Raw genomic sequence first — 26,079 nt, 5'->3', positions numbered from 1 at the left:
GAGTTATTGTTTCAGAGAGAAATCATTAAGTTATAATGGGAAATACATTAGCGCGTTAGCTATTGTCTAAATTAAAATGCAGGCTTATACTCAATATCGTTAACAATTATAACGAGTTGTCTAATAAATTTGTATAAAAGTATGTCGTGTTTTCCAACATGACATCACCCTTTTATAAAGCGCCCGGCTAAGTCGCAGTCTAAGGTTTACTTTATATTCCTCTGTTGATGGTGATACTTCAGACACCACGGATAACCGTGGATTCTTATAAAGCCCGCAGGCATGGTGAGTGCTTTTCCTGACGGGGCACTGCAGAAGAAAGGTGATGGAGAAGCTATGAGTTCCTCGTGCGTTGAAGACCTGAGCTTTCATGATAATGATTGGTACCGTATCGTCCATGAATTGCTCTCTGAAGCCGGTATTGAACTCAATGGTTCAAGACCATTTGATATCCGAATCAAGAATCCGGGATTTTTTAAGCGCGTATTGCAGGATGGATCTTTGGGATTGGGCGAGAGTTACATGGATGGCTGGTGGGAGTGTGAGCGGCTGGACATTTTTTTCCAGCGTGTTCTCAGGGCGGGTCTGGAGAATAAACTTCCGCATCATTTAAAAGATACCTTACGCATTGCCGCCGCCCGGCTGATGAACCTCCAGTCGCGCAAGCGGGCCTGGATCGTGGGCAAAGAACATTACGATTTGGGTAACGATCTGTTTGAAAAGATGCTCGATCCCTATATGCAATATTCCTGCGGCTACTGGAAACAGGCGACCACCCTCGAGGAAGCCCAGCAGGATAAGCTGAAGATGATTTGCGAAAAACTGCAGCTGCGACCCGGCCTGACGCTGCTGGACGTGGGCTGCGGCTGGGGCGGGCTTGCCGCCTACGCGGCCAGGAATTATGGCGTATCGGTACAGGGCGTCACTATCTCTGCCGAGCAGCAAAAGCTGGCGCAAACGCGCTGCGAGGGACTGGATGTCACCATTTTGCTGCAGGACTATCGCGATCTGGATATGCAATTTGACCGTATTGTTTCAGTCGGCATGTTCGAACACGTCGGTCCCAAGAATTACGCCACCTATTTCGACGTTATCGATCGCAACCTGAAACGCGACGGTCTGTTCCTGCTGCACACCATCGGCTCGAATATCACCGATATGAATGTCGACCCGTGGATAAATAAGTATATTTTCCCCAACGGTTGCCTGCCGTCGGTACAGCAAATTGCCCATGCCAGCGAAAAGCATTTTGTTATGGAAGACTGGCATAACTTCGGCTCTGATTACGACAAAACGCTCATGGCCTGGTATGAACGTTTTGTCGCCGCCTGGCCGGCGCTGTCCAACAAATACTCCGACCGTTTTTACCGTATGTTCAGTTATTACCTGAATGCCTGCGCGGGGGCATTCCGCGCGCGCAATATCCATTTATGGCAGGTATTATTCAGCCCGGAAGGCGTGGATGGCGGTATTCGCGTACCCCGTTAATACCATGGCACGCCAGGCCCTTTAACACCGCACTCAAGACAGGCGTGGTAAAGGGAGAGCGCGCCGATGGGGGCGATGCGGCCATCTCCTGGCCGCCAGAGCGCCCCATGGCACGCCTGGCCCGCCAACACCGCACTCAAGGCAGGCGTGTTAAAGGGAGAGCGCGCCGATGGGGTCGAAGCGGCCATCTCCTGGCCGCCAGAGTGCCCCATGGCACGCTAGGCCCGCCAACGCCGCACTCAAGACAGGCGTGTTAAAGGGTATTTAACGTCGCGGCAATCGCCGCTTCCCGCTGCGCCAGCACACGCTCCACCGTATCCACCACCGCCTGGGTCTGGGGATCGATTTCAATATTGATCCGCTGCCCCAGCCTTTTTTTACCCAACGTGGTGCGCATCAGGGTTTCCGGTATTAAATGCACGCAAAATTTATCGGCCGCCACCTCGCCGATAGTCAGGCTGATGCCGTCGATGCCGATATATCCTTTATACAGGACATATTTCATCAGCGCTTTGTCCGGCATTCTGAACCAAATCTGCCGATTATTTTCCGACGTCACGATTTTCACAATCTCGGCAGTGCACATGATATGCCCGGACATCACATGTCCGCCGATCTCGGCGTTAAAGGTGGCGGCGCGTTCTACGTTCACCTCATCCCCCACCTGCAGATCGCCCAGATTGGTCACCCGCAGCGTCTCTTTCATCAAATCAAACGCCACCACGTCGCCGTTAATGCCGCTCACCGTCAGGCAACAGCCGTTGTGCGCCACGGAGGCGCCCTCCTCCAGACCGGACAACATCGCCGCCGGCAGGGAAACGAAATGCGTGCGAAAATTCGCTTTTTCTTCAATTGCCACAATGGGCGCGGTGCCCTGAACAATACCCGTAAACATAACCTTGGCCTCTGTAAACCACCGCTGGAATCAGTCAGGCTAGTGTGCACGATTTCCCCAGGAAATCCAAATCCGCCGCCGCACGGATTTGTGTCGTCCCGCACTGGTATAACCGGACAAATGCTTTACACTATGCCGCAGATTTTTAACCTTTATGTTAACTTTCGCCTGCTTATTCCATACACATAAAACCATAGGTGCCTACGTGCAGAAGTACTTCCTGGAAGCGCGTACATTAATGTCCTTGGCCATACCGGTTATTTTCGCGCAAATAGCCCAAACGTCGATGGGCGTGGTCGATACCATCATGTCCGGCTCCGTCAGCGCGACGGATATGGCGGCGGTTGCCGTCGGCACGTCCATCTGGCTGCCCACCATCCTGTTCGGCCACGGTCTGATCCTGGCCCTCACGCCGGTTATCGCGCAGTTGAACGGGTCCGGGCGGCGCGAACGTATCGCCCATCAGGTACGCCAGGGATTCTGGCTGGCGGCGGCCGCGGCGATTTTGGTTATGGCGGTGCTGTATAACTGCCGCCTGGTCATCGAGAGAATGCGCCATGTCGATCCCGTGCTGGCGCAAAAAGCTGTCGCCTACCTGCATTACCTGCTGTGGGGCGCGCCCGGCTATTTGTTTTTCCAGGTGCTGCGTTGCCAATGCGACGGTCTGTCCAAAACCAAGCCCGGTATGGCGATAGGTTTTCTCGGCCTGCTTGCCAACGTGCCTATCAATTACATTTTCATCTACGGCAAATTCGGCATCCCGGCCATGGGCGGCGTGGGGTGCGGCATCGCCACCGCATCCGTCTACTGGCTCATGTATGTGGTGATGTGGCTTTATATGCGCCGGGCCGGCAGCTTTCAGGATTTGCATCTGCCGGGCGGGTTTTCCCGGCCCGACTGGACGGCGCTGCGCCGGCTGGCCGGCCTGGGTTTACCCGTCGCCCTGTCGCTGTTCTTTGAAGTTACCCTGTTCGCCGTGGTTGCGCTGTTGGTGACGCCGCTTGGCATCGTCGCGGTGGCGGGACATCAAATAGCCTTGAACTTCAGCTCCCTGATGTTCGTGCTGCCGCTGTCGATGGGCGTCGCTGCCACGATCCGCGTCGGATTCCGCCTGGGGCAAAATGATGTGGAACAAGCGCGGGTCGCCGCCTGGACCAGCCTGGGCATGGGCGTTATGCTGGCCTGCGTGACCGCGGTATGCACTTTCCTGTACCGGGTGGAAATCGCCCGGCTGTATAACGATACGCCGGCGGTGGTGGCGATGGCCTCCCATCTGATGGCGCTGGCGGCCATCTACCAGATCTCAGATTCGATCCAGGTGATTGGCAACGGCGTACTGCGCGGATACAAAGACACCCGTTCGATTTTTTTCATTACGTTTACCGCCTACTGGTTGCTGGGCCTGCCGTGCGGATATGTGCTGGCGCTGACGGATTATGTCGTGCCGGCCATGGGGCCGAGCGGTTTCTGGACAGGCTTTATCATCGGCCTGACGTCGGCGGCACTGCTGATGACGCTGCGTATGCTTTGGCTGCAGCGCCAGCCCTCACGGCTGATTCTCAATCGGGCGGCGCGCTGACGGCGCCCTGGCGGTTAAAAAACCGGCACGCTGTGTATTAGATGGGCAGTTGTCGGTCGCGGGCGGTAAAAAACGCTTTTTCCTCTTGCATGCGGTGATATTGCCCGTTAATATTCGTCCCGCTGTCAGGCAGATGGCGATGTGTAAAATGCGTTCTTAGCTCAGCTGGTTAGAGCACCACCTTGACATGGTGGGGGTCGATGGTTCGAGTCCATTAGAACGCACCACTTCTTGTGCGTCCGTAGCTCAGCTGGTTAGAGCACCACCTTGACATGGTGGGGGTCGGTGGTTCGAGTCCACTCGGACGCACCATATTATTTTCCTCCCTGGTCTGTACCCCGCTGGTGAACGCAGTTACCTGCATTTTCTTCTTTTTTTTTCTCTCCGTTACGTCAACCTAAAAGCGGCCGGCAAAACAAACATCCGGGATCCCGTGGTGTTAATCCCTCATGGCGTTATTGTTATCTGTTGCTGGTATTTACGTCCATTGTTGCGCACCGGTTACCGATTTTATTGTGCATCTGCGCAACACTTGATACTAAAAATTTGCATATTTACCACAAATGCACTCTTTTTCACGGCTTACGCATTATTTGTGCTGTTTTTATCTTGTTTCCGCCGGCCCAATAACTATAATACAAAACGTTATTTCAATTGAATGGCTTAAGCCCCGTTGATTTGCCAAATACTAATTAAAACAGACTTATCCACTACCGCTTGCCGGCACGTTCGGCCAGATAATTTAGCTATATTTTCATCATTTTCTCACTTTTGTCTCCTATCCTTGAACATGGGGAACAGGCTCGCAAGGCTGCACAATTTTTCGTCGTCGATATTCACCGGCGATATATCAGATTTATCATCCAACACAACTTGCAGATATCATTGTTATGAAAAAGACAAAAATCGTTTGTACCATCGGTCCAAAAACTGAATCGAAAGAAATGCTGTCAAAGCTGCTGAACGCGGGCATGAACGTCATGCGCCTTAATTTCTCCCACGGCGACTTTGAAGAACACGGCAACCGCATTACCAACCTGCGCGCCATCCTGCAGGAAACCGGCAAGAAAGCCGCCATCCTGCTCGATACCAAAGGGCCGGAAATCCGTACCATGAAACTGGAAAACGGCAACGATGTTTCCCTTACCGCCGGCCAGACCTTTACGTTCACCACCGACCAGACGGTAGTCGGCACCAAAGAACGCGTCGCGGTCACCTACCCGGGCTTTGCCAAGGACCTGTCGGTCGGCAATACCGTGCTGGTGGATGACGGCCTGCTGGGCATGGAAGTTATCGACGTTACCGATACCACCGTGGTCTGCAAGGTGTTAAACAACGGCGACCTGGGCGAAAACAAAGGCGTTAACCTGCCGGGCGTTTCCATCGCCCTGCCGGCGCTGGCGGAAAAAGACAAAGGCGATTTAATCTTCGGCTGCGAACAGGGCGTGGACTTCATCGCCGCCTCGTTCATCCGTAAACGCTCCGATGTCCTGGAAATTCGTGAACACCTGAAACAGCATGGCGGCGAACATATCCAGATCATCTCCAAGATTGAAAATCAGGAAGGCCTGAACAATTTTGACGAGATTCTGGAAGCCTCCGACGGCATCATGGTTGCCCGTGGCGACCTGGGTGTGGAAATACCGGTGGAAGAAGTGATCTTTGCCCAGAAGATGATGATCGAAAAATGTAACCGCGCACGTAAAGTGGTCATTACCGCCACCCAAATGCTCGATTCCATGATCAAGAATCCCCGCCCGACCCGCGCTGAAGCCGGCGACGTGGCCAACGCCATCATCGACGGCACCGATGCCGTAATGCTGTCCGGTGAAAGCGCCAAGGGGAAATATCCGTTGGAAGCCGTGACCATCATGGCCACCATCTGCGATCGTACCGACCGCGTCATGCCCAGCCGCATCGACAGCATTAACGACAGCCGCAAACTGCGTATCACCGAAGCCGTATGTCGCGGCGCGGTGGAAACAGCCGAAAAGCTGGAAGCCCCGCTGATTGTCGTGGCGACCGAAGGCGGCAAATCCGCCAAAGCGGTGCGTAAATACTTCCCTAAGGCGGAAATCCTGGCGCTGACCACCAATGCCATTACCGCGCGCCAGCTGCTGCTGTCCAAAGGCGTAACCTGCCAATTGGTGGATGAAATCGCCTCTACCGATGATTTCTACCGCATCGGCAAAGCCATGGCCATCGAAACCGGCCTGGCTAAAAAAGGCGAGATCATCGTCATGGTGTCCGGTGCCCTGGTACCGAGCGGCACGACCAATACCGCGTCCGTTCACCTGCTGTAAATCCGGGTTTACCCACCTGCGCCTCCGGCTTGCCGGAGGCTTTTTTTTGCCCGCAGAGAATGCCGCGCCCGGTAATTCTGTTGTACCGCTCCGACGGCGTGCAATAATTCTATCGCAATAGCACAAAAAGGGCCTGGTTTTTACCCCGACTTAATCGGAGTTTTCTTATGGAAGGTGATGGTTTATCCTTTTTTTTTAACCTCCCTGTAAAACAAGGTGTTTCTTTGAGCATTCAATCGAATTTAATCGCTTTATTGCTAAAAATTGTTCTCCTTAGAAAATACTTTGTGTAATACTTGTAATGCTACATGGAGATTAACTCAATCTAGAGGGTATTAATAATGAATCGTACTAAACTGGTACTGGGCGCGACACTTCTTGTTTTATCTATGGGTATGACTGCCTGTTCAAGCAACGCTAAAATCGATCAGCTGTCCTCTGACGTTCAAACCCTGAACGCGAAAGTTGACCAGCTCAGCAACGATGTCACCGCTATTCGTTCTGACGTTCAGGCCGCTAAAGACGACGCTGCCCGTGCTAACCAACGTTTAGATAACCAAGCTCACTCTTATCGTAAATAAGAGTCATAGACTTGTTTAGAAAATGGCGCACTCACGTGCGCCATTTTTTTTGCCTGAGAAACCGCACGCGCCGCCTCCGCCTCTTCCCCTCGCCGCCTTCCGCCAGCCATGCCACCCGTTTCTTGGCGCCCGGCGCTACCTTTCCGGTTCTGCGTCATCCTGGGGATTCACCTGGCGCGGCGCACAGGCCGTTTTCACCGCACTCCAGGTGTACGGCGTCGGTCCCCCGCCCGTACCCGCTGAAATCATCTCTGTGCCGCCGGCGACGGGCCGTTAATGCCGCCGGTGGACTCGGAGGCCTTATTGTGTCGACAGCGCTCTGTCGCCCGCACCAGGGCCATTTTGAGTGATGCTGGCGACAGGCGCGGCCTTAACCGGTGCTTTAGCGCTTTGTACCGCCGGCGCGTCGGATGGCAGGCTGGTTTGCGCCTCACCGCTGGAAATCAGCACCGGCATGCCGGAACGGCGCGCGATGGCCTCGTCGGCCACGGCGCGGTCGGTAGCGCCATCGGCGAGGAATTTCTTCACCTTGGCGCTGTAGGCGATGCGCATCGTCTGCGGATCGTCGCGATCGTTGCGCGACAGCGGCTGATGGACCTCAATATAACGTTTGCCATCCGGTTCCTGGGCCACCTTGATCGCATCGTTGACCACCTGTACCCGGGTTCCCACCGGCACCGTGTCGAATAAGGCCTGGATATCATCGGGCCGCAGCCGCATGCACCCCGAGCTGACGCGCATGCCGATACCAAAATTGGCATTGGTGCCATGGATGAGATAGACCCCTTTGCCGGCCGCCAGGCGCAGGGCGAACAGCCCCATGGGATTGTCCGGCCCCGCCGGCACGACGGCCGGCAGGGTGATGCCCTGCTCTTCCAGGTAATGCTTGCGGATATTGGGCGTCGGCGTCCAGGTAGGATTGGCGATTTTCTGGGTAATGGTGGTGGTCATCACCGGCGTGGTGCGTCCCAACTGGCCGATGCCAATCGGATAAACGATCACCTTGTTTTCGTCTTTTGGATAATAATAAAGCCGCAGCTCGGCCAGGTTGATGACAATGCCTTTGCGCGGGGTGTCCGGCAGCAGCATTTGCGTCGGTATGGTCAGGACCGACCCGGCCTGGGGCAGATAAGGGTCCGTGCCCGGATTGGCCTCCAGCATGGCAAGCAGGCCGATTTTGTGCGCCGCGGCGATGGCTTCCAGCGAACCGCCGTCATTGGCGACGGTGGCGGTAATATTTTCCCCGATTAAACGGCTGTTTTCCGCCGGCAGGGCATATTCGGTGGCGCCGGCGGAGGAGCTCCCCAGCAGAAGTCCCCCGGCGAGGCTGGTAACGAAAGCGAAGCATTTAAGGGTCCGCGCATAGTTCATATTGATTTCCCGCATTGTTTTTATCGTAAGCCGAAGACCCTGTTCCGTTGTCGCGGCGGCGACAGTCCGGGGTCCGGCTCCACGTTTAACAGCCAAACCTCGCGCTCGCTATCAGATAACGCTGATAATGTGAGTTTAGCAAAGGAACAAAATGATGGCGGGTTAAGCGCAGCGGCAAGCACACCTTTCGCCCGGGTGTTATCTGGGCGGCAGGCAATGCGGTGTTGCGGGCGGGGATGGGCGTGATCGCGCAGAAGGCGCCCCCTCAGGCGCGCGATTCTGGCTCACAAGAAGACGGCGGCAATGGGTATTACAGGTTAGCAGCCTTGGCCCTGATGCTGCGCACCATGGCTTCCAGGCCCTGCGAGCGGGACGGCGTCAAATGCTGGCCGAGCGCCAGTTCGTTAAAAAATGGCCGCACGTCCAGCGCCACGACCTGCTGCGGCGTCAATCCCTGGTAAAGAATAAACACCGTGGCGATCAGGCCTTTGACAATGGCCGCGTCGCTGTCGCCCAGCAGCCGGACATTGCCCCGGTCGTCGGTGGCGATAACAATCCATACCTGGCTCTGGCAGCCGGCGATAAGGTTTGCGGCGCTGCGCGCGCCCTCGGGGAGCGGCGGCAACTGAGCGCCCAGCTCGATGATATACATGTACTTCTCTTCCCAGTTGCCGCAGCGGGAAAAGTTACGCAGCAGTTTCTCTTTGTCCGGCAAATTTGCCATCAACGGTTCTCCCTGGCTATCAGTATTAACCCAGCAATTGACGCACGCGGATCAAACCGGCCACCAGCCTGTCGATATCTTCCCGGGTGGTATAGAGCGCCAGCGAGGCGCGGCACATGCTAGGCACCTGATAATACGCCATCAGCGGCATTGCGCAATGGTGCCCGGTACGAATGGCGATCCCATACTGATCGAGGAAACTGCCCACGTCGTAGGCATGATGCTTGCCCAGATTAAAGGCGATCACCCCGGCCCGGTCGGCGGGACCGTACAGGATCAGATCCGGCACCTGCGTCAGCGCCTCAAGCGCGTAGCGCATCAGTTCCCGCTCGTAGACGTGGATATTCTCGATGCCCAGGCTCTCCACATAGCTCAGCGCCGCCCCCAGCCCCATCATCCCGCCGGTATTGGGGGAGCCCGCCTCAAAGCGCCACGGCGCTTCCAGAAAGGTGGTGCCTTCGCTCAGGCTGACGGTGCGGATCATCGAACCGCCCCCTTCCCATGGCGGCATCAGGTCCAGCAGCTGTTTTTTGCCATACAGTATGCCGATGCCGGTGGGACCGTAGATCTTATGGCCGGAAAAGACGTAGAAATCGCAGCCCAGCGCCTGCACATCCACTTTCTGGTGCATAATGCCCTGGGCGCCGTCCACCAGCACCACCAGATCGGCGGCGGCGGCCCGCGCCCGGGCGATCAGGCGCTCAAGCGGGTTCACCGTGCCCAACACGTTGGAAACCTGGGTGATCGCCAGCAGCCGGGTACGGTCGTCCACCAGCGCATCCAGGCGCGATTCATCCAGCGTGCCGTCGGGCAGCAGCGGCAATACCCGGATTTCCACCTGTTTTTCCCCGGCGATAATCTGCCAGGGAACGATATTGGAATGATGCTCCATCTCGGTGATGACGAGGTTGTCGCCGGGCTTGAAAAAATGGCGTCCATAGCTGTTGGCCACCAGGTTGATGCCTTCGGTGGTGCCTTTGACAAAAATGATTTCATCCGTCGAGGCCGCGTTGATAAAACGCGCGGCCTGGGCGCGGACATCTTCCATCCGGCCGGTGGCTTCGGCGCTCAGGGTGTGGATGCCGCGATGCACGGCAGCGTATCCCTGGCGGTAATAGTCACTTTCGGCATCGATGACGACACTGGGTTTCTGGGCGCTGGCGGCGCTGTCGAGATAGGTTAGCGGTTGTCCGTTAACCTGCCGCGCCAAAATCGGGAAATCCGACCGTACACGTTCAATGGGATACGACATTTATTCCCCCCTGCAATGAATCGGCAATACGCGTCAAGACCGTTTCCCGCACCGTCTGGTTATCAATCGCCTCGGTAATGGCGGCGGCGAAGGCATGGATAATCATTTTTTCAGCATCCTCCCGTTTAATGCCCCGGGATCGCAGGTAGAACATCTGCTCTTCGTCGATGCGCCCCACGGTGGCGCCGTGGCTGCATTTCACGTCGTCGGCATAAATTTCCAGCTGCGGTTTGGTATCCACCTCGGCGAGGCGATCCATCAGCAGATTGTTATTGGTCATCTGGCCGTCGGTCTTGATGGCGTGTTTGGCCACTTTGATCAGGCCGTTAAAGACCCCTTTGCCACGCTCGCGCGCGATGATCTTATGGAGCTGGCGGCTCAGGCAATAGCCTTTATTATGTTCAAGATAGGTACGGGTATCCGCCACGTCGTTGCCCGACGGCAACAGCAGGCTGTTGATAGCCAGATCGGCGCCTTCGCCGTCGAGGCGGGCGCTGGTCTGGTGGCGGGCCAACCCCGCCCCCAGCAGGAAGCTGCTGCTGCGCACCACCGCGTCGCGGCCGATATGGATATCGTTATGGGCGAAGTGGTAGCTCACACGGTTTTCAAACGCCAGCTTGATATGCGCCAACCGGGCATTATCGCCTACCGCCAGCGTCAACCGCGACCCGGTGAAATGGGCCAGGGTTTCGTCGACGCTTGCGAAATGCTCGATAATCTGTCCCTGCGCGCCGCCGCCCACATCGATATGGTGGCGATAGTGGAGCGTATTCAATTCTTCCGGGTTCGCCCCGCCACTGCTCAGGTGCAGCAGATACAGCGGTTTTTCGGCCGTTTTACCCGCCGGAAGGCGAATGCGCGTGGTTTCGCAACTCAGGCTCTCGGTCAGGTGCAGGAAGATTTCCGGCTGGATGGGCGCCGGCAACGGCAGGCGTTCGGCGCCCTGCTCGACCGTCACCTGCCAGAAGCCGGTGTCGCTATCGCTCAGATGCGGCGCAAAACGGCCGTTGACGAACACCAGGCGCACGGCATCCAGATCCAGACTCAGCCGGTCGCGCTCATCCAGGCTAAGGCGTTTGCCCGCCGCAAAGGCGAATCGGTGCGCTAACAGGCCGTCCAGCGGCGTGTATTTCCAGTGTTCGTGTTTACGCGTCGGCAGGCCGAGGCGCTCGACGCTTTGCCAGTGTTCATAAGCCTGGGCGGAGCGGCTCAGGCTCTGCCCTTCGAACAGATGGTGCCATTGTTGCAACGCCTGGGCATTATTGTTGTTCGGTAAGCCAGCCATAGCCTTGCTCCTCAAGCTGTTTCACCAGGGAAAAATCGCCGGATTTTACGATGCGGCCCTGGTAAAGCACGTGCACGTGATCCGGTTTTATATAATCCAGAATACGTTGGTAATGGGTGACGATAATAAAAGAGCGCTGTTCATTGCGCAGCGTATTGACGCCGTGCGCCACCACTTTCAGCGCATCGATATCCAGCCCGGAATCGGTCTCGTCCAGGATGCACAGGTCCGGCTCCAGCGCCGCCATTTGCAGAATATCGTTACGTTTTTTTTCACCGCCGGAAAAGCCGACGTTTACCGATCGGGTCAGCAGATCGGGGGGCATTTTCAACAAGGCGATTTTTTCTTCGATAAAATCGGCAAAATCAAAGCGGTCCAGGGGTTCTTGCTGCCGGTATTTACGCACCGCGTTCACCGCGGTCTGCAAAAAGAACTGATTGCTGACGCCGGGAATCTCCACCGGATACTGGAAGGCCATGAAAATACCTTCGCCCGCCCGCTCTTCCGGCTCCAGCGCCAGCAGATCCTTGCCTTTGAACAGCACTTCGCCGTCGGTGACCTGATAGTCATCCCGCCCGGCAAGCGTGGCCGACAAGGTACTTTTGCCGGACCCGTTAGGTCCCATGATCGCATGCACCTCGCCGGGCCTGACTTCCAGGTTCACTCCCTTGAGGATGACGTTATCTTCCACACTGACGTTTAAATTGCGAACTGTTAACATATTTTTTCCTTTACCCGACTTTCGGTGCGCCCGTACGGGCAGCACATGCTGGTGCGCAGTCGGCAACTAAAAAGCGGGATTAGCCCACGCTGTGTTCCAGGCTGATAGCCAAAAGTTTTTGCGCCTCGACGGCGAATTCCAGCGGCAGTTCCGAGAACACATCCTTACAGAACCCGTTTACAATCATAGAGATGGCGTCATCCTCGCTGATCCCGCGCTGGCGGCAATAAAACAGCTGATCTTCACCGATGCGCGAGGTCGTCGCCTCATGTTCCAACTGGGCGGTATTGTTGCGCACTTCCACATAAGGGAAGGTGTGCGCACCGCAGTCCGCGCCGATCAGCATCGAGTCGCATTGCGTGAAATTACGCGCATTGGTGGCGCTGGGCATGATTTTCACCAGCCCGCGGTAAGTGTTCTCGCTTTTCCCCGCCGAGATACCCTTGGAAATAATGGTCGAACGGGTGTTCTTGCCGATATGGATCATCTTGGTGCCGGTATCGGCCTGCTGGCGTCCATTGGTCAGGGCCACCGAGAAGAACTCGCCCACCGAATTGTCGCCGCGCAGAATAACGCTGGGGTACTTCCAGGTAATGGCCGAACCGGTTTCCGACTGCGTCCATGACATCTTGGAGTTTTCGCCGGCGCACAGCGCCCGCTTGGTAACGAAGTTCAGGATGCCGCCTTCGGATTCGCTGCCGGCGAACCAGTTCTGCACCGTGGAATATTTCACCTCGGCGTTTTTGTGGGCGATAACTTCCACCACCGCGGCGTGCAGCTGATAGCTGTCGCGCACCGGCGCCGAGCAGCCTTCGATATAACTGACGTAACTGTCTTCGTCGGCAATCAGGATGGTGCGCTCGAACTGCCCGGTTTTCGCGGCGTTAATGCGAAAGTAGGTGGACAGCTCCATCGGGCAACGCACGCCTTTGGGGATGTAGACAAAGGTGCCGTCGGAAGCCACGGCGGAATTCAGGGCCGCGAAAAAGTTATCGTTGGGCGGCACCACGCTGCCCAGGTACTGCCGCACCAGATCCGGATGTTCATGGATGGCTTCGCCAAACGAACAGAAGATAATGCCTTCCTTCGCCAGCTTGTCGCGATAGGTGGTCGATACCGACACCGAGTCGAAAATGGCGTCGACCGCTACCTCGGCGCCTTCACGCACCGGTACGCCCAGTTGGTTGAACGCTTTTTCCACTTCATCGGTCAGGTAATTCTTGGCCGCGTCCTGGCCTGGCTGCTGCATGGCGCCGGGTTGGGAACCGCAGTTGTCGTCGCAGCTGCCGCAGGAAGGGGCGGAATAATAGCTGTAATCGTTATAATCCAGTTTTTTATAATGCGCTTTCAACCAGTGCGGCTCTTCCATTTCCAGCCAGGCGCGGTAGGCATTAAGGCGAAACTCCAGCATCCATTCCGGTTCATTACGTTTAGCCGAGATTGCCCGCACCACGTCTTCACTGATGCCATGTGCCAGCTCGTCGGTGACCAGTTGGGTAAAAAAGCCTTCTTTATAACGTTCGCTTTTTATCCAGGGCTGCGCGGCGTCAATCGCCTCGGGAGTTTCAATAGTGCTTCGTGCCATAATGGTTCATCGCTCAAAGGCCAAAACTTTCGCCACACCCGCAGGCATGTTGAGCTTTGGGATTGTTGAATTTAAATACGTGATTCAAGCCTTCCTGCACGAAGTCCACTTCCGTGCCGTCGATAAAAGGCATGGCTTTCAGCGGGACAAAAAGCCGCGCGCCGTCACGCTCATAAACCAGTTCGCTTTCTTCGGCCGCAGCGGTCGCCACGTCCATCACATAACCGAAACCGGCGCAGCCGGATTGTTTCACGCCAAGCCGTAACCCTTGCATGGCGGAATTTTGTTCCATCAGATGACGGATTTGCCTGGCGGCGCTGGCGCTGAGGGTCAGGCCTTGCCAGATGTTTTCTTCCAGTGAAAACGTTTCAACCGTGTCCATTTGCATAAAACTTACCTCTCAATGTTTCAAGACGATAAACAGCAATCTCTCTATGTTAGTGATATGAATATTCACTGCAACCTTGCACTTTGCATGGGAATAGCTAAAAACGGCGGTTAAAACAGGCATTAAGTTAATTATAGTCGCTATATTACTGCCCGGCCCGCCGCACCCTCGGCAGGCTGTTTTTATAATCCACTGAAATAAAAGGCATTTTATCTCGAATACCCCTATTAAAAATACCAGAACTTTTCGGCGCGCGAATATAAAAATAATCATCGAAAAAAACTATTTTTACGAGAGGTTTAAACAAAAATATCATTACCGCGTCAGGTTAGCGCAATTGTTACCCATTTTTTAATAGCCCAGCGCCGGTGGACGCGCCTCTATTTGCTGAAAACAGCGCCGCCCCAATTGATAATGATAACCATCTCGATTTTAATTAGCATTAATTGCGCATAGGTATTCATAATAATGCAATTTTGACGCCTAAAAAGGCCGGCCCCGCGCAACGATAATCGGGTTTACCATACCCCTGCGCAAGGGTAGCGGCACAAGCAATACGTGCGGTACGTCACACGCGGCAGCATCGTTCCATTCACATTTATTATACAATTATATCACAGTTAGAACCAGATATCGCCGGCGCTGTCGATCCGACGCAGGCGGGTTAACCCGCGATATTTTTTTACATCATTTCGCGCGCCTCCCGGCATGGCGGGCGGTATGCTAAGACTCACGTTTTTTTCCGGAATAGTCCTTTATGCCCTCCCCAGCCGTTTCTCCCCCGGTCCTGTCCTCGCCGCAGCTGAACCGGCGGATATTTCCCATTATCTTTTTCACCTTTATCTGCTACCTGACCATCGGCATACCGCTGGCGATCATTCCCGGATTTACCCATAACACCCTGGGCTACAATCAGGTGATCGCGGGTTTTGCCATCAGCATCCAATATGCGGCGACCCTGCTCAGCCGCCCTTACGCCGGGCGTTACGCCGACCTGCTGGGGCCAAAAAAAGGGGTGCTGCTCGGACTGGGATGTTGCAGCCTGAGCGGGGTGTTTTGCCTGCTGGCCAGTGGGTCCGAGAGCCTGCCGTGGGCCAGCCTCGGCCTGCTGTTCGCCGGGCGCCTGATATTGGGCGTGGGCGAAAGTTTCGCCAGTACCGGCGCCATCTTATGGGGTATTGCCAGCGTCGGGCAGCGCCATACCGCCCGGGTGATATCCTGGAACGGCGTCGCCACCTATGGCGCCATCGCCATTGGCGCGCCGCTGGGCGTGTGGCTAAACGCCATCGGCGGCCTGGGCGTCATCGGCGCGTTTATCCTGGTCGCCGCCCTGCTCGCCTGGGTGCTGGCGCTGCGTAAAACCCCGGTGGCGATTGTTCCCGGTAAACGCATCGCCTTTGGCATCGTGGTCGGCAAGATCTGGCTTTATGGCGTGGGACTGGGATTGGGTACCCTGGGGTTTGGGGTCATCGTCAGTTTTATCACGCTTTATTACGCCGAATATGCCTGGGACGGCGCCGCCTTCGCGCTGACCCTGATGAGCGGCGCTTTTGTCGGCGTGCGCCTGGTGCTCGGCAACGCCATCCATAAGTACGGCGGGCTGAACGTCGCGCTGGCGTCGTTTACCGCCGAGGCGCTGGGACTCTTGTTGATATGGGCGGCCCCCGGCCCGGTGCTGGCGTCCCTGGGCGCCCTGCTGACCGGCGCCGGCTTTTCGCTGGTCTTCCCGGCCCTGGGCGTAGAAGCGGTCAAACAGGTCGCGCCGCAAAACCAGGGCACCGCCCTCGGCACCTTCTCGGCCTTTCTGGACCTTGGGCTCAGCCTGGCCGGACCGGCGGCGGGACTGGTGATGTCGCACCTGGGCATGTCGAGCATCTATCTGTGCGCGGCGGCGATGGCCGCCCTGGCCGCGGTATTGATGCTCAGGCTGAAAGCGCGGGTTAGCCCCGGGCAGCCGGGTTAGGCAACTCTTCCCCGGCCCTGAGCACCACCGTGGTCAGGCGGGAAATACAGTTAAGCCTGCCGCGGCCATCGGATATCAGGATCTCCCATACCTGATGCGTTTTCCCCAGATGGATGGCCCGGCACACGGCGCGCACCTGGCCGTCGGTAACCGGGCGCAGGTGGTTGGCGTTGATATCCAGGCCCACCACGATGTCCTCGCCCTGCGTGCACAGATAGCCGGCCACCGATCCCAGGGTTTCGGCTAACGCCACCGAGGCGCCGCCGTGCAGCAGGCCGTACGGCTGGCGGGTGCGCTCGTCCACCGGCATCACCGCCTCCAGTTCATCCGCGCCAATACGGGTGAAGACGATGCCCAGATGCGCGGCCAGGGTGCCCGCGCTTTTCTGGTTAAGCGCGTCCAGGGACGCGGGACGTTTCCAAATCATCAGATAATCTCCAGCAAGGCTTGCAGGGGGTGGCGGATGCCTTCCCCTTCGATACGTTTCACCTGGCTGCGGCACGAATAGCCGGTCGCCAGGCAGCGGGCGCGCGGCAAGCGCTGCAAGGCCTGCTGCCAGGACAGGGCGTAGATGCCCAGTGAATTATCCAGGTTGGCGCTTTCATGGCCATAGGTGCCGGCCATGCCGCAGCATCCGACGCCGACGGTTTCAAGACTGGCGCCGTAACGGGCAAAAATAGCGGACCACTGCTGACCGCTGACCGGCAGCTCGGTGGATTCGGTGCAATGGCCGAATAAATACCACCCCTGCGGGGGCTGAGCAACCGGCTGCGCGCCGCCGGCATCAGGTCGGCCAGCGGGTACCGGTAACCCGGCGGTATCTTGTGACGTTGTCACTGATACCGGCGGCGGCAGCGTCATCAGCCATTCATGTACCAGCTGTACCTGGAAGTCTCCGCGCCGGTCGCCGAGGATCTCGCGATACTCATCCCGGTAACACAGCACCAGCGCGGGATCCACGCCCACCATGGGCAGCCCCAGGCGCGCGGTGCGGTTAAGGAAATCGGCGGTTCTGGCGGCGGTTTTGGCGAAGCGCTGTAAAAAACCCTTGATATGCTGGGCCTTGCCGTTGGGTGAGAACGGCAGCAATACCGGAATCCCGCCCAGTTTTTCCACCAGACGGACAAAATCCGCCACCACGGCGGCATCGTAATAGCTGGTAAAGGGATCCTGTACAATCAGGACATGGCCCCGGCGCTGCGCGGCCGTCATCGCCTCCAGCTGTTCCAGGGTGATGCCGGCGGCGCGATGCCCCATAAGACGTGTGCGCAGCGAGGGCGTCGACAGCAGGGGTAAATCCACCATGCCGATGCGCGTCCGGCTCAGTTCGCGCAGCCAGGGCTGCTGCAGGAAAAAGTTAAACAGCCTGGGCGCGCGTGCCATCAGCGGCGCGTAGCTTTCGACGCCGGCCACCAGGTGATCGCGCGCCGGACGGAGATAACGGCTGTGATACAGCTGGAGAAAACGGGAACGGAAACCCGGCACATCGATTTTAATCGGGCATTGCGTCGAGCAGGCTTTGCAGGCCAGGCAACCGGCCATCGCCGCCTTGACCTCATGGGAAAAATCATACTCGCCCTGTTTCGCCCGCCGGCTGTTGCGCACCCTGCCGGCCAAATCGCGCAGCGTGGCGATACCGCTGGGCAGTTTTTTTTCCAGCAGCAGCGGGTCGACCCCCTGCACGGCCAGCAGCCTGAGCCATTCCCTGACCAGCGTGGCGCGGCCTTTTGGCGAGTGGATACGGTCGCCGGTGATTTTCATGGACGGGCACATCGGGCTGCGCGCGTCGAAATTGAAACACAGGCCATTGCCGTTGCATTCCAGCGCGCCGCGAAATGACCCGCGCACCGCCACCGGGATCTGCCGGTCGTAGGTGCCGCGTTTGACGGCGTCGATGTGTTTCATCGGCGCGTCGCTGTCCACCGGCGCGCATATCTTGCCGGGATTGAGGCGGTTGCCGGGGTCGAAAGCCGATTTTATACGCCGTAGCTCATGATAGAGCGTCGCGCCGAAAAACGCCGGGCTGTACTCGGCGCGAAACCCCTTGCCATGCTCCCCCCACAGCAGGCCGCCATATTTTGCCGTCAGTTGTACTATGCGATCCGACAACTGTTTCATTAATATTTCCTGGGCGGGATCGCACATATCCAGCGCCGGACGAACGTGCAACACGCCGGCATCTACATGGCCGAACATGCCGTAGCTGAGGTGATGTTCGTCCAGCAGTTGGCGGAACTCGGCGATATAATCGGCCAGATGCTCGGGCGGAACGCAGGTATCCTCGGCGAAAGGTATGGGTTTGGCCGCGCCCTTGCTATTGCCCAGCAGGCCCACCGCCTTTTTGCGCATGGCGTAGATGCGTTCGATGTCGGCCAGCCGATCGCAGATCTGGTAGCCGATGACACCGCCGCCGCCTTCAGCCATCAGCCGATCAAGGCCCTGGCATAACGCCGCCACCCTGGCGGCGACAAGGGACGCGTCGTCACCGGCGAACTCAACGATATTCAGTCCCAGCATCTCCCGCGCTGGCACATCCCGGATCAGCTCGCGGACTGAATGCCAGACAATATCCTCGCGGGCCAGGTTCAGTACCGTCGAGTCCACCGTTTCCACCGACAACGCATGGGCCTGCAGCATAAACGGCGCGTTGCGCAAGGCGGAGTTGAATGAATCATATTTTACATTCACCAAGCGGCGCACCTTCGGCAAAGGCGTAATATCCAGCCGCGCTTCGGTGATGAAGGCGAGCGTTCCCTCCGACCCGGTCAGGATGCGCGTCAGGTCAAACGTTTGCAGGTCGTCGCTGTAGACATGGCGCAAATCGTACCCCGTCAGGAAGCGATTTAACTTGGGAAATGAGTCCAGGATCAGCTGGCGCCGCTCGCGGCAGCGATCCAGCACCGTGCGGTAAATCCGCCCTGCCGCGCCCGCTTCCCCGGCTATCTTTTCCGCCTGCGCGGTAGGCATGGCGCAGGTATCCAGCACTTCGCCCGCCATCAGCACCGCGCGCAGGCCCAGGACATGATCGGACGTTTTGCCGTACACCAGCGACCCCTGGCCCGACGCGTCGGTATTGATCATGCCGCCAAGCGTGGCGCGATTACTGGTGGACAGCTCGGGGGCAAAAAAATAGCCCAGCGGGCGCAGATATTCATTGAGCTGATCCTTGATGACGCCCGCCTCGACCCTGACCCATCCCTGTTCGGGATTAACTTCGAGGATATGGTTCATATGTCGCGACATATCCACCACTACGCCGCTATTAAGCGCCTGGCCATTGGTGCCGGTGCCGCCGCCGCGCGGGGTAAAGGCCAACGAGGCAAAACGCGGCTCCCGCGCCAGCCGGCTGATTAACAGCACATCATCGGTTGAACGCGGAAACAGCACGGCGTCGGGCAACAACTGGTAAATACTGTTATCGGTCGCCATGGTCAGGCGATCGGCGTAGGACGTGGCGCTGTCGCCAGTAAAGCCGCTGCGTTGCAATTGGGCAATAAACTCGAGAACCGGTTGGGCAATTCCCGGCGCCTGGGAGATCTGTGGGATCATTAACTCTGAGCCTGCTTTTCAAGTGTAAAGGGGGCCGGCATAAGGATTTTTATGAAGGTCCGACCCGATTGTTTTATCATATTTTTTTTGGACGCGCGCGTGGACGGAGAAATTTTTTGCCCCAGGCGATGATACCCCGGCGCTGCCGGCAACGCCGGTTGGCCCTAGCGGGCGTTAAAATTGTTGTTATGGCCTGTTAAAAAACGGGGAAATAACGCATCATTAAGACTATTGCTGAACAACGGATCCCCTTTCTCCGATCGTTGCCTTACCCTATTTACCCGCTGTTTATTGAGGTGAAAACTTTTTCATGGATTACCCGCGTCAACTGCTTGATCTGCCAAGGATGCTCTTTAGCGTAACTTTTATCGCGCTGATGACATTAGCCTGTTTTTGGGTGGTGCAGCCTTTTATCCTGGGTTTTGCCTGGGCCAGCATGGTGGTCATCGCCACCTGGCCGCTACTGATCAAAATCCAGGCGTTATTATGGGGACGCCGTTCGCTGGCGGTGCTCGTCATGACCCTGTTGCTGGTATTGTTGTTCGTCCTGCCGCTGTCCGTGCTTATCAGCAGCGTCATTGACAACAGCGCGCCGCTGGTGGCGTGGGCGACCGAGCCAAACCGGCTCACCCTGCCGGCGCTGCACTGGCTGCGCGATGTGCCGCTGGTCGGCCATAAGCTTTATTCCGGCTGGCAGGCGACGATTTCCGGTGGCGGCGGCCCGCTGGTGGCCAAGATACAGCCTTACATCGGCCAGTCGGCGACCTGGCTGTTGTCGCAGGTGGCGCAGGTGGGCAGTTTTCTTATCCATTGCGCCCTGATGCTGCTGTTCAGCGTACTGCTGTATATCCGTGGTGAACGGGTGGCTCTGGCGGTGCGCCATTTTGCCATCCGCCTGGGCGCCGAACGCGGCGACGCCTCGGTCCTGCTGGCTGCGCAAGCCATCCGGGCGGTGGCGCTGGGCGTGGTATTGACCGCCATCGTGCAAGCGGTATTGGGCGGCATCGGGCTGGCGGTATCCGGCATCCCCTTCGCCACCATTCTGACCATCATCATGTTTATCACCTGCATAGCCCAGTTGGGTCCGCTGCCCATCCTAATCCCAGCCATGATCTGGCTGTACTGGAGCGGCGATACCACCTGGGGCACGGTGCTGCTGGTATGGAACTGCGTGGTCGCCACGCTCGACAATATTCTCCGGCCGATCTTTATCCGCATGGGCGCGGATTTACCGATCCTGCTGGTGCTGTGCGGCGTTATCGGCGGCCTGCTGGCGTTCGGGATGATTGGCCTGTTTATCGGGCCGGTGGTGCTGGCGGTATCTTACCGGCTGATCTTTGCCTGGGTGCACGAGGCGCCTTCGCCGAGTGAAATGCACGACCCCGAGAAACACCTCAGTGATTTGTCGGAATTCTAAGCTTAAATTTAATTCGCCAATATAATTTTTCCAGATGAGATAAAACTCATCTGGAAATTAATATACCAACATCATTAATTGTTAGCTTCTTTAACTTTTAATTTACTTATTCGGAGGATTCTTAATGACTCCGCCTCATGTAATTAATATTATTAGCACATCAATTAACTCAACTCACTGATTTTACATCAAGGTTTCCCCTGAGTTAAACGAATTGCTGTGTGTAGTCTTTGCCCGTCTCATAGGATGGGCTTTTTTTTCGCCTTTTTCCCCGCGCAGATTAATCATTGCCTTGGATATTGTTGCCATAAAAGGTGAGCTATAAATCTTTGGCTAAAACAAAAAAGCCGGGGGCGTCCCCGGCTTTTTTTTTCGGTGTTTTTCAGCGAACGGAATATCAGAGTTCGGCCAGGCTTAGCCAGGTCTTTACCACGGTATCCGGATTCAGGGACAAGCTGTCGATACCCTGCTCCATCAGCCAGGCGGCGAAATCTTCATGATCCGAGGGACCCTGCCCGCAGATACCGACGTATTTACCTTGCCCCTTGGCCGCTTTGATAGCCATCGACAGCAGGGCTTTTACCGCCTCGTCCCGCTCGTCGAACAATTCGGAGACTAATCCTGAGTCGCGGTCCAGGCCCAGCGCCAACTGCGTCATATCATTCGACCCGATGGAAAATCCGTCAAAGTGTTGCAGGAACTGATCCGCCAGCAGGGCGTTGGAGGGAATTTCGCACATCATGATGATTTTCAGCCCCTGCTCGCCGCGTTTCAATCCCTGGCGCGCCAGCTCATCCACCACCGCCTTGCCCTGGGCGACGGTACGCACGAACGGCACCATGATTTCCACGTTGGTCAGTCCCATGTCGTTGCGCACGCGTTTAATGGCGTCGCACTCCAGCGCAAAACAGGCTTTGAAATTCTCGGAAACGTAACGGCCCGCGCCGCGAAAGCCCAGCATCGGGTTTTCCTCGTCGGGTTCGTAGCGCTCGCCCCCCACCAGGTTGGCGTATTCATTGGATTTGAAGTCGGACAGGCGCACGATCACCCGTTTCGGCCAGAATGCCGCGGCAAGCGTGGAAACGCCTTCGGTAAGGCGGGCAATGTAGTATTCCTTCGGGCTGTCATAGCCCTGGATCAAATCGTTGATTTCCTGTTTCAGCTTCGGCGTCTGATCATCGAACTCCAGCAGCGCGCGGGGATGGACCCCAATCATACGATTGATGATAAACTCCAGTCGCGCCAGGCCCACACCGTCGTTGGGCAGCCCGGCAAAATCAAATGCCCGGTCGGGATTGCCGACGTTCATCATGATCTTCAGCGGCAGCGCCGGCATCTTATCGATGGCGGAACTGTTAACGGCGAAATCCAGCCGTTCCTGGTAGACGTAACCGGTATCGCCCTCGGCGCAGGAGACGGTAACCTCCAGGCCCTCGGCAAGGCGCTCGGTGGCGTCGCCGCAGCCCACCACCGCCGGGATGCCCAGTTCACGGGCGATGATCGCCGCATGGCACGTGCGCCCGCCGCGATTGGTCACGATGGCGGATGCTTTTTTCATGATCGGTTCCCAATCCGGGTCGGTCATGTCGGTGACCAGCACATCCCCGGCCGCGACCCGATCCATTTCGCTGATATCATGAATCACCTTAACCGGACCGGCGCCGATGCGATGACCGATGGCCCGCCCTTCAATCAGCACCTCGCCGCGGGATTTAAGCTGGTAGCGCTCCATCACCTGGCCGCGCGAGCGTACGGTTTCAGGCCGCGCCTGGACAATAAACAACTGGCCGGTATGGCCGTCCTTGGCCCATTCGATATCCATCGGCCGCTGGTAATGCTGTTCGATTTGCAGCGCCTGACGCGCCAGATCCTGCACTTCCTCATCGGTAAGGGCGAAACGGCGACGCTCGCGTTCGGGAACATCCTCGATGCGCACCTGTTTACTGTGTTCCTGGCTATCGGCATACACCATGCGGATTTTTTTCGAGCCGATATTGCGCCGGACAATCGCCGGTTTGCCCGCCGCCAGCGTGGGTTTATGCACATAGAATTCATCGGGATTGACCGCGCCCTGCACCACCATTTCACCCAGGCCGTAGGCGGCGGTAATAAACACCACCTGGTCAAAACCGGATTCGGTATCGATGGTAAACATCACGCCGGCCGCCGCCAGATCGGAGCGGACCATGCGCTGTACCCCGGCAGAAAGCGCCACGCCGCGGTGGTCGTAGCCCTGGTGTACCCGGTAGGAAATGGCGCGATCGTTGAACAGCGAGGCGTAGACGTGCTTGATAGCCGTCATGACGGCATCAATGCCCTGGACATTGAGAAAGGTTTCCTGCTGGCCGGCGAACGAGGCGTCGGGCATATCCTCGGCGGTGGCGGAGGAACGCACCGCAAACGACGCCTCGTCGTCATCCGCCGACAGCTGCCCATACGCGGCGCTGATGGCGTTTGCGAGTTCCGGCTGGAAAGGGGTATCGATAATCCATTGCCGAATCTGCTTCCCGGCCTGGGACAATGCGCCGATATCGTCGATATCAGTATGATCCAGCAGATCATAGATACGCTGGTTGATGCCGCTCTGATTGAGAAAATCATTAAACGCTTTGGCCGTGGTGGCGAAACCGTTCGGCACGGAAACCCCCAGGGCGGATAAATGGGTAATCATTTCCCCCAGAGAAGCATTCTTACCACCAACGCGGTCTACGTCATGCATTCCGAGCTGGTTGTACCATAATACGCTATCTGAATCATTGTCAGTCTGAGACATCTGATCATCCTTTTATAACTTATAATGAAATAGGGTATTGCTAGTGATAATGCCGGGTGTTAACGATTATTTGACAGAGCGTAGCATAAACTTTATTGCATCTGCCTAGGATGAATCGTGCCAGCGCCAAAAATCAGAGTTTGCCGCAATGGATTTATCGATAAAAACACCCTTAAAGCAACATGCGTACAACATCAGGAGAACATCATGGAACGCAGCGTATTCTTTATTTCCGACGGCACGGCCATTACCGCTGAAGTGGTCGGCCACGCGGTGCTGTCCCAATTTCCCGTCTCCACCACCAGCTATACCCTGCCGTTTGTGGAAACCGAGACCCGGGCCATGGCGGTGAGCGAGCAGATCAATGCGCTCTATAAACAGAGCGGCGTGCGTCCCCTGGTGTTTTATTCCATCGTATCGCCGGTTATCCGCACCATTGTGGAAAACAGCGCCGGATTTTGCCAGGACGTGGTCCAGGCGCTGGTGGCGCCGCTACAGCAGGAACTGGGATTGGCACCGGATCCGGTGGCGCATCGCACCCATGGGCTGACCGCCACCAACCTGACCAAATACGATGCCCGCATCGCCGCCATCGATTACACCTTGGCCCATGATGACGGCATCTCGCTGCGCAACCTGGATCAGGCGCAGATTATCCTGCTGGGCGTGTCGCGCTGCGGCAAAACCCCCACCAGCATTTACCTCGCCATGCAGTACGGTATCCGCGCCGCCAATTATCCCTTTATCGCCGACGACATGGATAACCTGCGCCTGCCGGCGGCGCTGAAACCCTACCATGATAAACTGTTCGGCCTGACCATCGATCCGGAGCGTCTGGCGGCCATTCGCGATGAACGCATGAACAACAGCCAGTACGCCTCGCTGCGCCAGTGCCGGCTGGAAGTTAACGAAGTCCAGTCGCTGTTTCGCAACCATCAGATCCCTTTTCTCAACTCCACCAATCATTCAGTAGAGGAAATGGCGACCAAAATAATGGATTTACTGGGCTTGAACCGGCGCATGTACTAATGCAAATTGCATTATTTTTTTTGAATTCATCTGCTTTTGGTTTATTGTGATCGGCATCACTTCCCGGTATTTCCACCGTTGCGAAGAAGCCATTTTAGAGATTGTCCATGTTTAACACAGATGAATTGCGCACCAGGCGCATTGGTCGTCTTATTGAGCCGGCGAAGCTTGCCGAACTTTTGCCTCTCACCCCGCAGATAACGGATCATGTCAACGGCGCACGCCGGCGTATTGAAAATATCCTTCACGGCAACGATCCGCGCCTGCTGGTGGTGGTGGGCCCCTGCTCCATCCATGATACCGACGCCGCCATCGATTATGCGCGCCAGTTGAATACCCTGCGCGTTCGCTACCAGGATCGCCTGGAGATCGTTATGCGCGCCTATTTTGAAAAACCGCGCACAGTGGTCGGATGGAAAGGCATGATTTCCGATCCTGGCCTGGACGGCAGCTATCGTGTCAATGACGGGCTGGCAGCCGCGCGCCGCCTGCTGCTGGCGCTGAATGAAATGGGGATGCCCACCGCCACGGAATTTCTTGATATGGTGATCGGCCAGTATATTGCCGATTTAATCAGCTGGGGCGCCATCGGCGCCCGCACCACTGAAAGCCAGATCCACCGGGAAATGGCGTCGGCGCTGTCATGCCCGGTCGGGTTTAAAAACGGTACCGACGGCAACACACAAATCGCCGTTGACGCCATTCGCGCCGCCCGCGCTTCCCATATGTTCCTGTCGCCGGATAAGCAGGGCCAAATGACCATTTACCAAACGTCCGGCAATCCCTACGGCCATATCATCATGCGCGGCGGGCGCACGCCTAATTACCACGCCGCGGATGTGCAGCAGGCCTGCGCCCATTTGCAGGAGTTCGGGCTACCGCCGCATTTGCTGGTGGATTTCAGCCATGGCAACAGCCAGAAGCAGTATCGCCGCCAGCTGGACGTGGCCGAATCGGTATGCGCGCAGATACGCGGCGGCTCACGGCGGGTGGCGGGCGTGATGGCCGAAAGTTTCCTGGTGGAAGGCAGCCAGGCCCTGCTACCCGGCCAGGCGTTGACCTATGGCCAATCCATTACCGACGGCTGCCTGGGCTGGGAAGATACCGAAAGACTGCTGGCCATGCTGGCCAACGCGGTGGATACCCGCTTTTGAGCGCATGGACCCCGTCAAAATA

The 26,079-nt window shown here is 57.0% G+C and carries 19 protein-coding genes, 2 tRNA genes and 1 other RNA gene; 11 read left to right on the top strand and 11 right to left on the bottom strand.

What is annotated here, in order from left to right; all coding sequences use genetic code 11:
* The first annotated feature begins 336 nt into the window (after nt 1-336).
* Complete coding sequence (gene cfa, locus ACL2XF_RS08030; RefSeq protein WP_413722897.1) at nt 337-1,488, top strand: cyclopropane fatty acyl phospholipid synthase; 1,152 nt, start codon at nt 337-339, stop codon at nt 1,486-1,488.
* Between the two features lie 253 nt (nt 1,489-1,741).
* Here cfa and ACL2XF_RS08025 read toward each other — a convergent pair whose 3' ends face one another.
* Nucleotides 1,742-2,383, bottom strand: coding sequence for a riboflavin synthase subunit alpha (locus tag ACL2XF_RS08025; RefSeq protein ID WP_410015021.1), 642 nt, complete (start codon nt 2,381-2,383; stop codon nt 1,742-1,744).
* Between the two features lie 205 nt (nt 2,384-2,588).
* On the opposite strand from ACL2XF_RS08025, the gene ACL2XF_RS08020 reads away from it, so the two are divergent.
* The 5 genes from ACL2XF_RS08020 to ACL2XF_RS08000 all read left to right on the top strand — a co-directional run bounded on the left by ACL2XF_RS08020 (nt 2,589) and on the right by ACL2XF_RS08000 (nt 6,846).
* Nucleotides 2,589-3,962 (top strand): MATE family efflux transporter, encoded by a 1,374-nt coding sequence (locus ACL2XF_RS08020; protein ID WP_410015020.1) that lies wholly within the window; start codon nt 2,589-2,591, stop codon nt 3,960-3,962.
* 150 nt (nt 3,963-4,112) lie between these two features.
* Nucleotides 4,113-4,189, top strand: a tRNA-Val gene (locus ACL2XF_RS08015).
* Between the two features lie 8 nt (nt 4,190-4,197).
* A tRNA-Val gene (locus ACL2XF_RS08010) sits at nt 4,198-4,274 on the top strand.
* 578 nt (nt 4,275-4,852) lie between these two features.
* Nucleotides 4,853-6,265 carry a pyruvate kinase PykF gene (gene pykF, locus ACL2XF_RS08005; RefSeq protein WP_410015019.1) on the top strand — a complete coding sequence of 471 codons (1,413 nt, stop codon included), beginning with the start codon at nt 4,853-4,855 and terminating at the stop codon, nt 6,263-6,265.
* Between the two features lie 341 nt (nt 6,266-6,606).
* Nucleotides 6,607-6,846 (top strand): major outer membrane lipoprotein, encoded by a 240-nt coding sequence (locus ACL2XF_RS08000; protein WP_410015018.1) that lies wholly within the window; start codon nt 6,607-6,609, stop codon nt 6,844-6,846.
* A gap of 300 nt (nt 6,847-7,146) precedes the next feature.
* Here ACL2XF_RS08000 and ACL2XF_RS07995 read toward each other — a convergent pair whose 3' ends face one another.
* From ACL2XF_RS07995 to sufA, 7 genes are all read right to left on the bottom strand, one after another.
* Nucleotides 7,147-8,217 carry a L,D-transpeptidase family protein gene (locus ACL2XF_RS07995; protein WP_413728398.1) on the bottom strand — a complete coding sequence of 357 codons (1,071 nt, stop codon included), beginning with the start codon at nt 8,215-8,217 and terminating at the stop codon, nt 7,147-7,149.
* Nucleotides 8,218-8,527: 310 nt separating this feature from the next.
* On the bottom strand, nt 8,528-8,941 hold the full coding sequence (sufE, locus tag ACL2XF_RS07990; RefSeq protein ID WP_410015016.1) for a cysteine desulfuration protein SufE: 414 nt from the start codon (nt 8,939-8,941) through the stop codon (nt 8,528-8,530).
* A 25-nt stretch (nt 8,942-8,966) separates the two neighbouring features.
* Nucleotides 8,967-10,193 carry a cysteine desulfurase SufS gene (sufS, locus tag ACL2XF_RS07985; RefSeq protein WP_413722898.1) on the bottom strand — a complete coding sequence of 409 codons (1,227 nt, stop codon included), beginning with the start codon at nt 10,191-10,193 and terminating at the stop codon, nt 8,967-8,969.
* Entirely contained in the window at nt 10,177-11,478 is a 1,302-nt protein-coding gene (sufD, locus tag ACL2XF_RS07980; RefSeq protein ID WP_410015014.1) for a Fe-S cluster assembly protein SufD, read from the bottom strand. The genes sufS and sufD overlap by 17 nt, the downstream gene beginning before the upstream one ends.
* The gene (sufC, locus tag ACL2XF_RS07975) at nt 11,453-12,199 is read right to left on the bottom strand and encodes a Fe-S cluster assembly ATPase SufC (protein ID WP_410015013.1); all 747 of its coding nucleotides are present in this window, start codon (nt 12,197-12,199) and stop codon (nt 11,453-11,455) included. The genes sufD and sufC overlap by 26 nt, the downstream gene beginning before the upstream one ends.
* 79 nt (nt 12,200-12,278) lie before the next feature.
* Complete coding sequence (gene sufB, locus ACL2XF_RS07970) at nt 12,279-13,784, bottom strand: Fe-S cluster assembly protein SufB (protein WP_410015012.1); 1,506 nt, start codon at nt 13,782-13,784, stop codon at nt 12,279-12,281.
* Between the two features lie 13 nt (nt 13,785-13,797).
* A complete protein-coding gene (sufA, locus tag ACL2XF_RS07965) occupies nt 13,798-14,172 on the bottom strand; it encodes a Fe-S cluster assembly scaffold SufA (protein ID WP_410015011.1) in 375 nt (124 codons plus the stop codon).
* A 757-nt stretch (nt 14,173-14,929) separates the two neighbouring features.
* Here sufA and ACL2XF_RS07960 point away from each other — a divergent pair.
* Nucleotides 14,930-16,135, top strand: a complete 1,206-nt coding sequence (locus ACL2XF_RS07960; protein ID WP_410015010.1) for an MFS transporter — start codon at nt 14,930-14,932, stop codon at nt 16,133-16,135.
* Here ACL2XF_RS07960 and ACL2XF_RS07955 read toward each other — a convergent pair.
* Both ACL2XF_RS07955 and ACL2XF_RS07950 read right to left on the bottom strand, forming a co-directional pair.
* Nucleotides 16,113-16,562, bottom strand: a complete 450-nt coding sequence (locus ACL2XF_RS07955) for a hotdog fold thioesterase (RefSeq protein ID WP_410015009.1) — start codon at nt 16,560-16,562, stop codon at nt 16,113-16,115. The genes ACL2XF_RS07960 and ACL2XF_RS07955 overlap by 23 nt on opposite strands.
* A complete protein-coding gene (locus ACL2XF_RS07950) occupies nt 16,562-19,684 on the bottom strand; it encodes an FAD-binding and (Fe-S)-binding domain-containing protein (RefSeq protein WP_413728397.1) in 3,123 nt (1,040 codons plus the stop codon). Before ACL2XF_RS07950 ends, ACL2XF_RS07955 begins: the two co-directional genes overlap by 1 nt.
* A 310-nt stretch (nt 19,685-19,994) precedes the next feature.
* On the opposite strand from ACL2XF_RS07950, the gene ydiK reads away from it, so the two are divergent.
* Both ydiK and rprA read left to right on the top strand, forming a co-directional pair.
* Nucleotides 19,995-21,101, top strand: coding sequence for an AI-2E family transporter YdiK (gene ydiK, locus ACL2XF_RS07945; protein WP_413728396.1), 1,107 nt, complete (start codon nt 19,995-19,997; stop codon nt 21,099-21,101).
* Between the two features lie 157 nt (nt 21,102-21,258).
* Nucleotides 21,259-21,363, top strand: an RNA gene (rprA, locus tag ACL2XF_RS07940) — antisense sRNA RprA.
* A 135-nt stretch (nt 21,364-21,498) separates the two neighbouring features.
* Here rprA and ppsA read toward each other — a convergent pair.
* A complete protein-coding gene (ppsA, locus tag ACL2XF_RS07935) occupies nt 21,499-23,874 on the bottom strand; it encodes a phosphoenolpyruvate synthase (protein WP_410015006.1) in 2,376 nt (791 codons plus the stop codon).
* Nucleotides 23,875-24,081: 207 nt separating this feature from the next.
* Here ppsA and ACL2XF_RS07930 point away from each other — a divergent pair, with 207 nt between their 5' ends.
* Nucleotides 24,082-24,903 carry a pyruvate, water dikinase regulatory protein gene (locus tag ACL2XF_RS07930; protein WP_410015005.1) on the top strand — a complete coding sequence of 274 codons (822 nt, stop codon included), beginning with the start codon at nt 24,082-24,084 and terminating at the stop codon, nt 24,901-24,903.
* Nucleotides 24,904-25,010: 107 nt separating this feature from the next.
* Nucleotides 25,011-26,057, top strand: a complete 1,047-nt coding sequence (locus ACL2XF_RS07925) for a 3-deoxy-7-phosphoheptulonate synthase (protein ID WP_410015004.1) — start codon at nt 25,011-25,013, stop codon at nt 26,055-26,057.
* The last annotated feature ends 22 nt before the right edge of the window (nt 26,058-26,079 follow it).

Source organism: Sodalis sp. RH19, assembly GCF_047324215.1.
Taxonomy (GTDB): domain Bacteria; phylum Pseudomonadota; class Gammaproteobacteria; order Enterobacterales; family Enterobacteriaceae; genus Acerihabitans.
The sequence above is the reverse complement of the archived record's forward strand: the minus strand, read 5'-3'. Positions and strand labels throughout refer to the sequence as shown.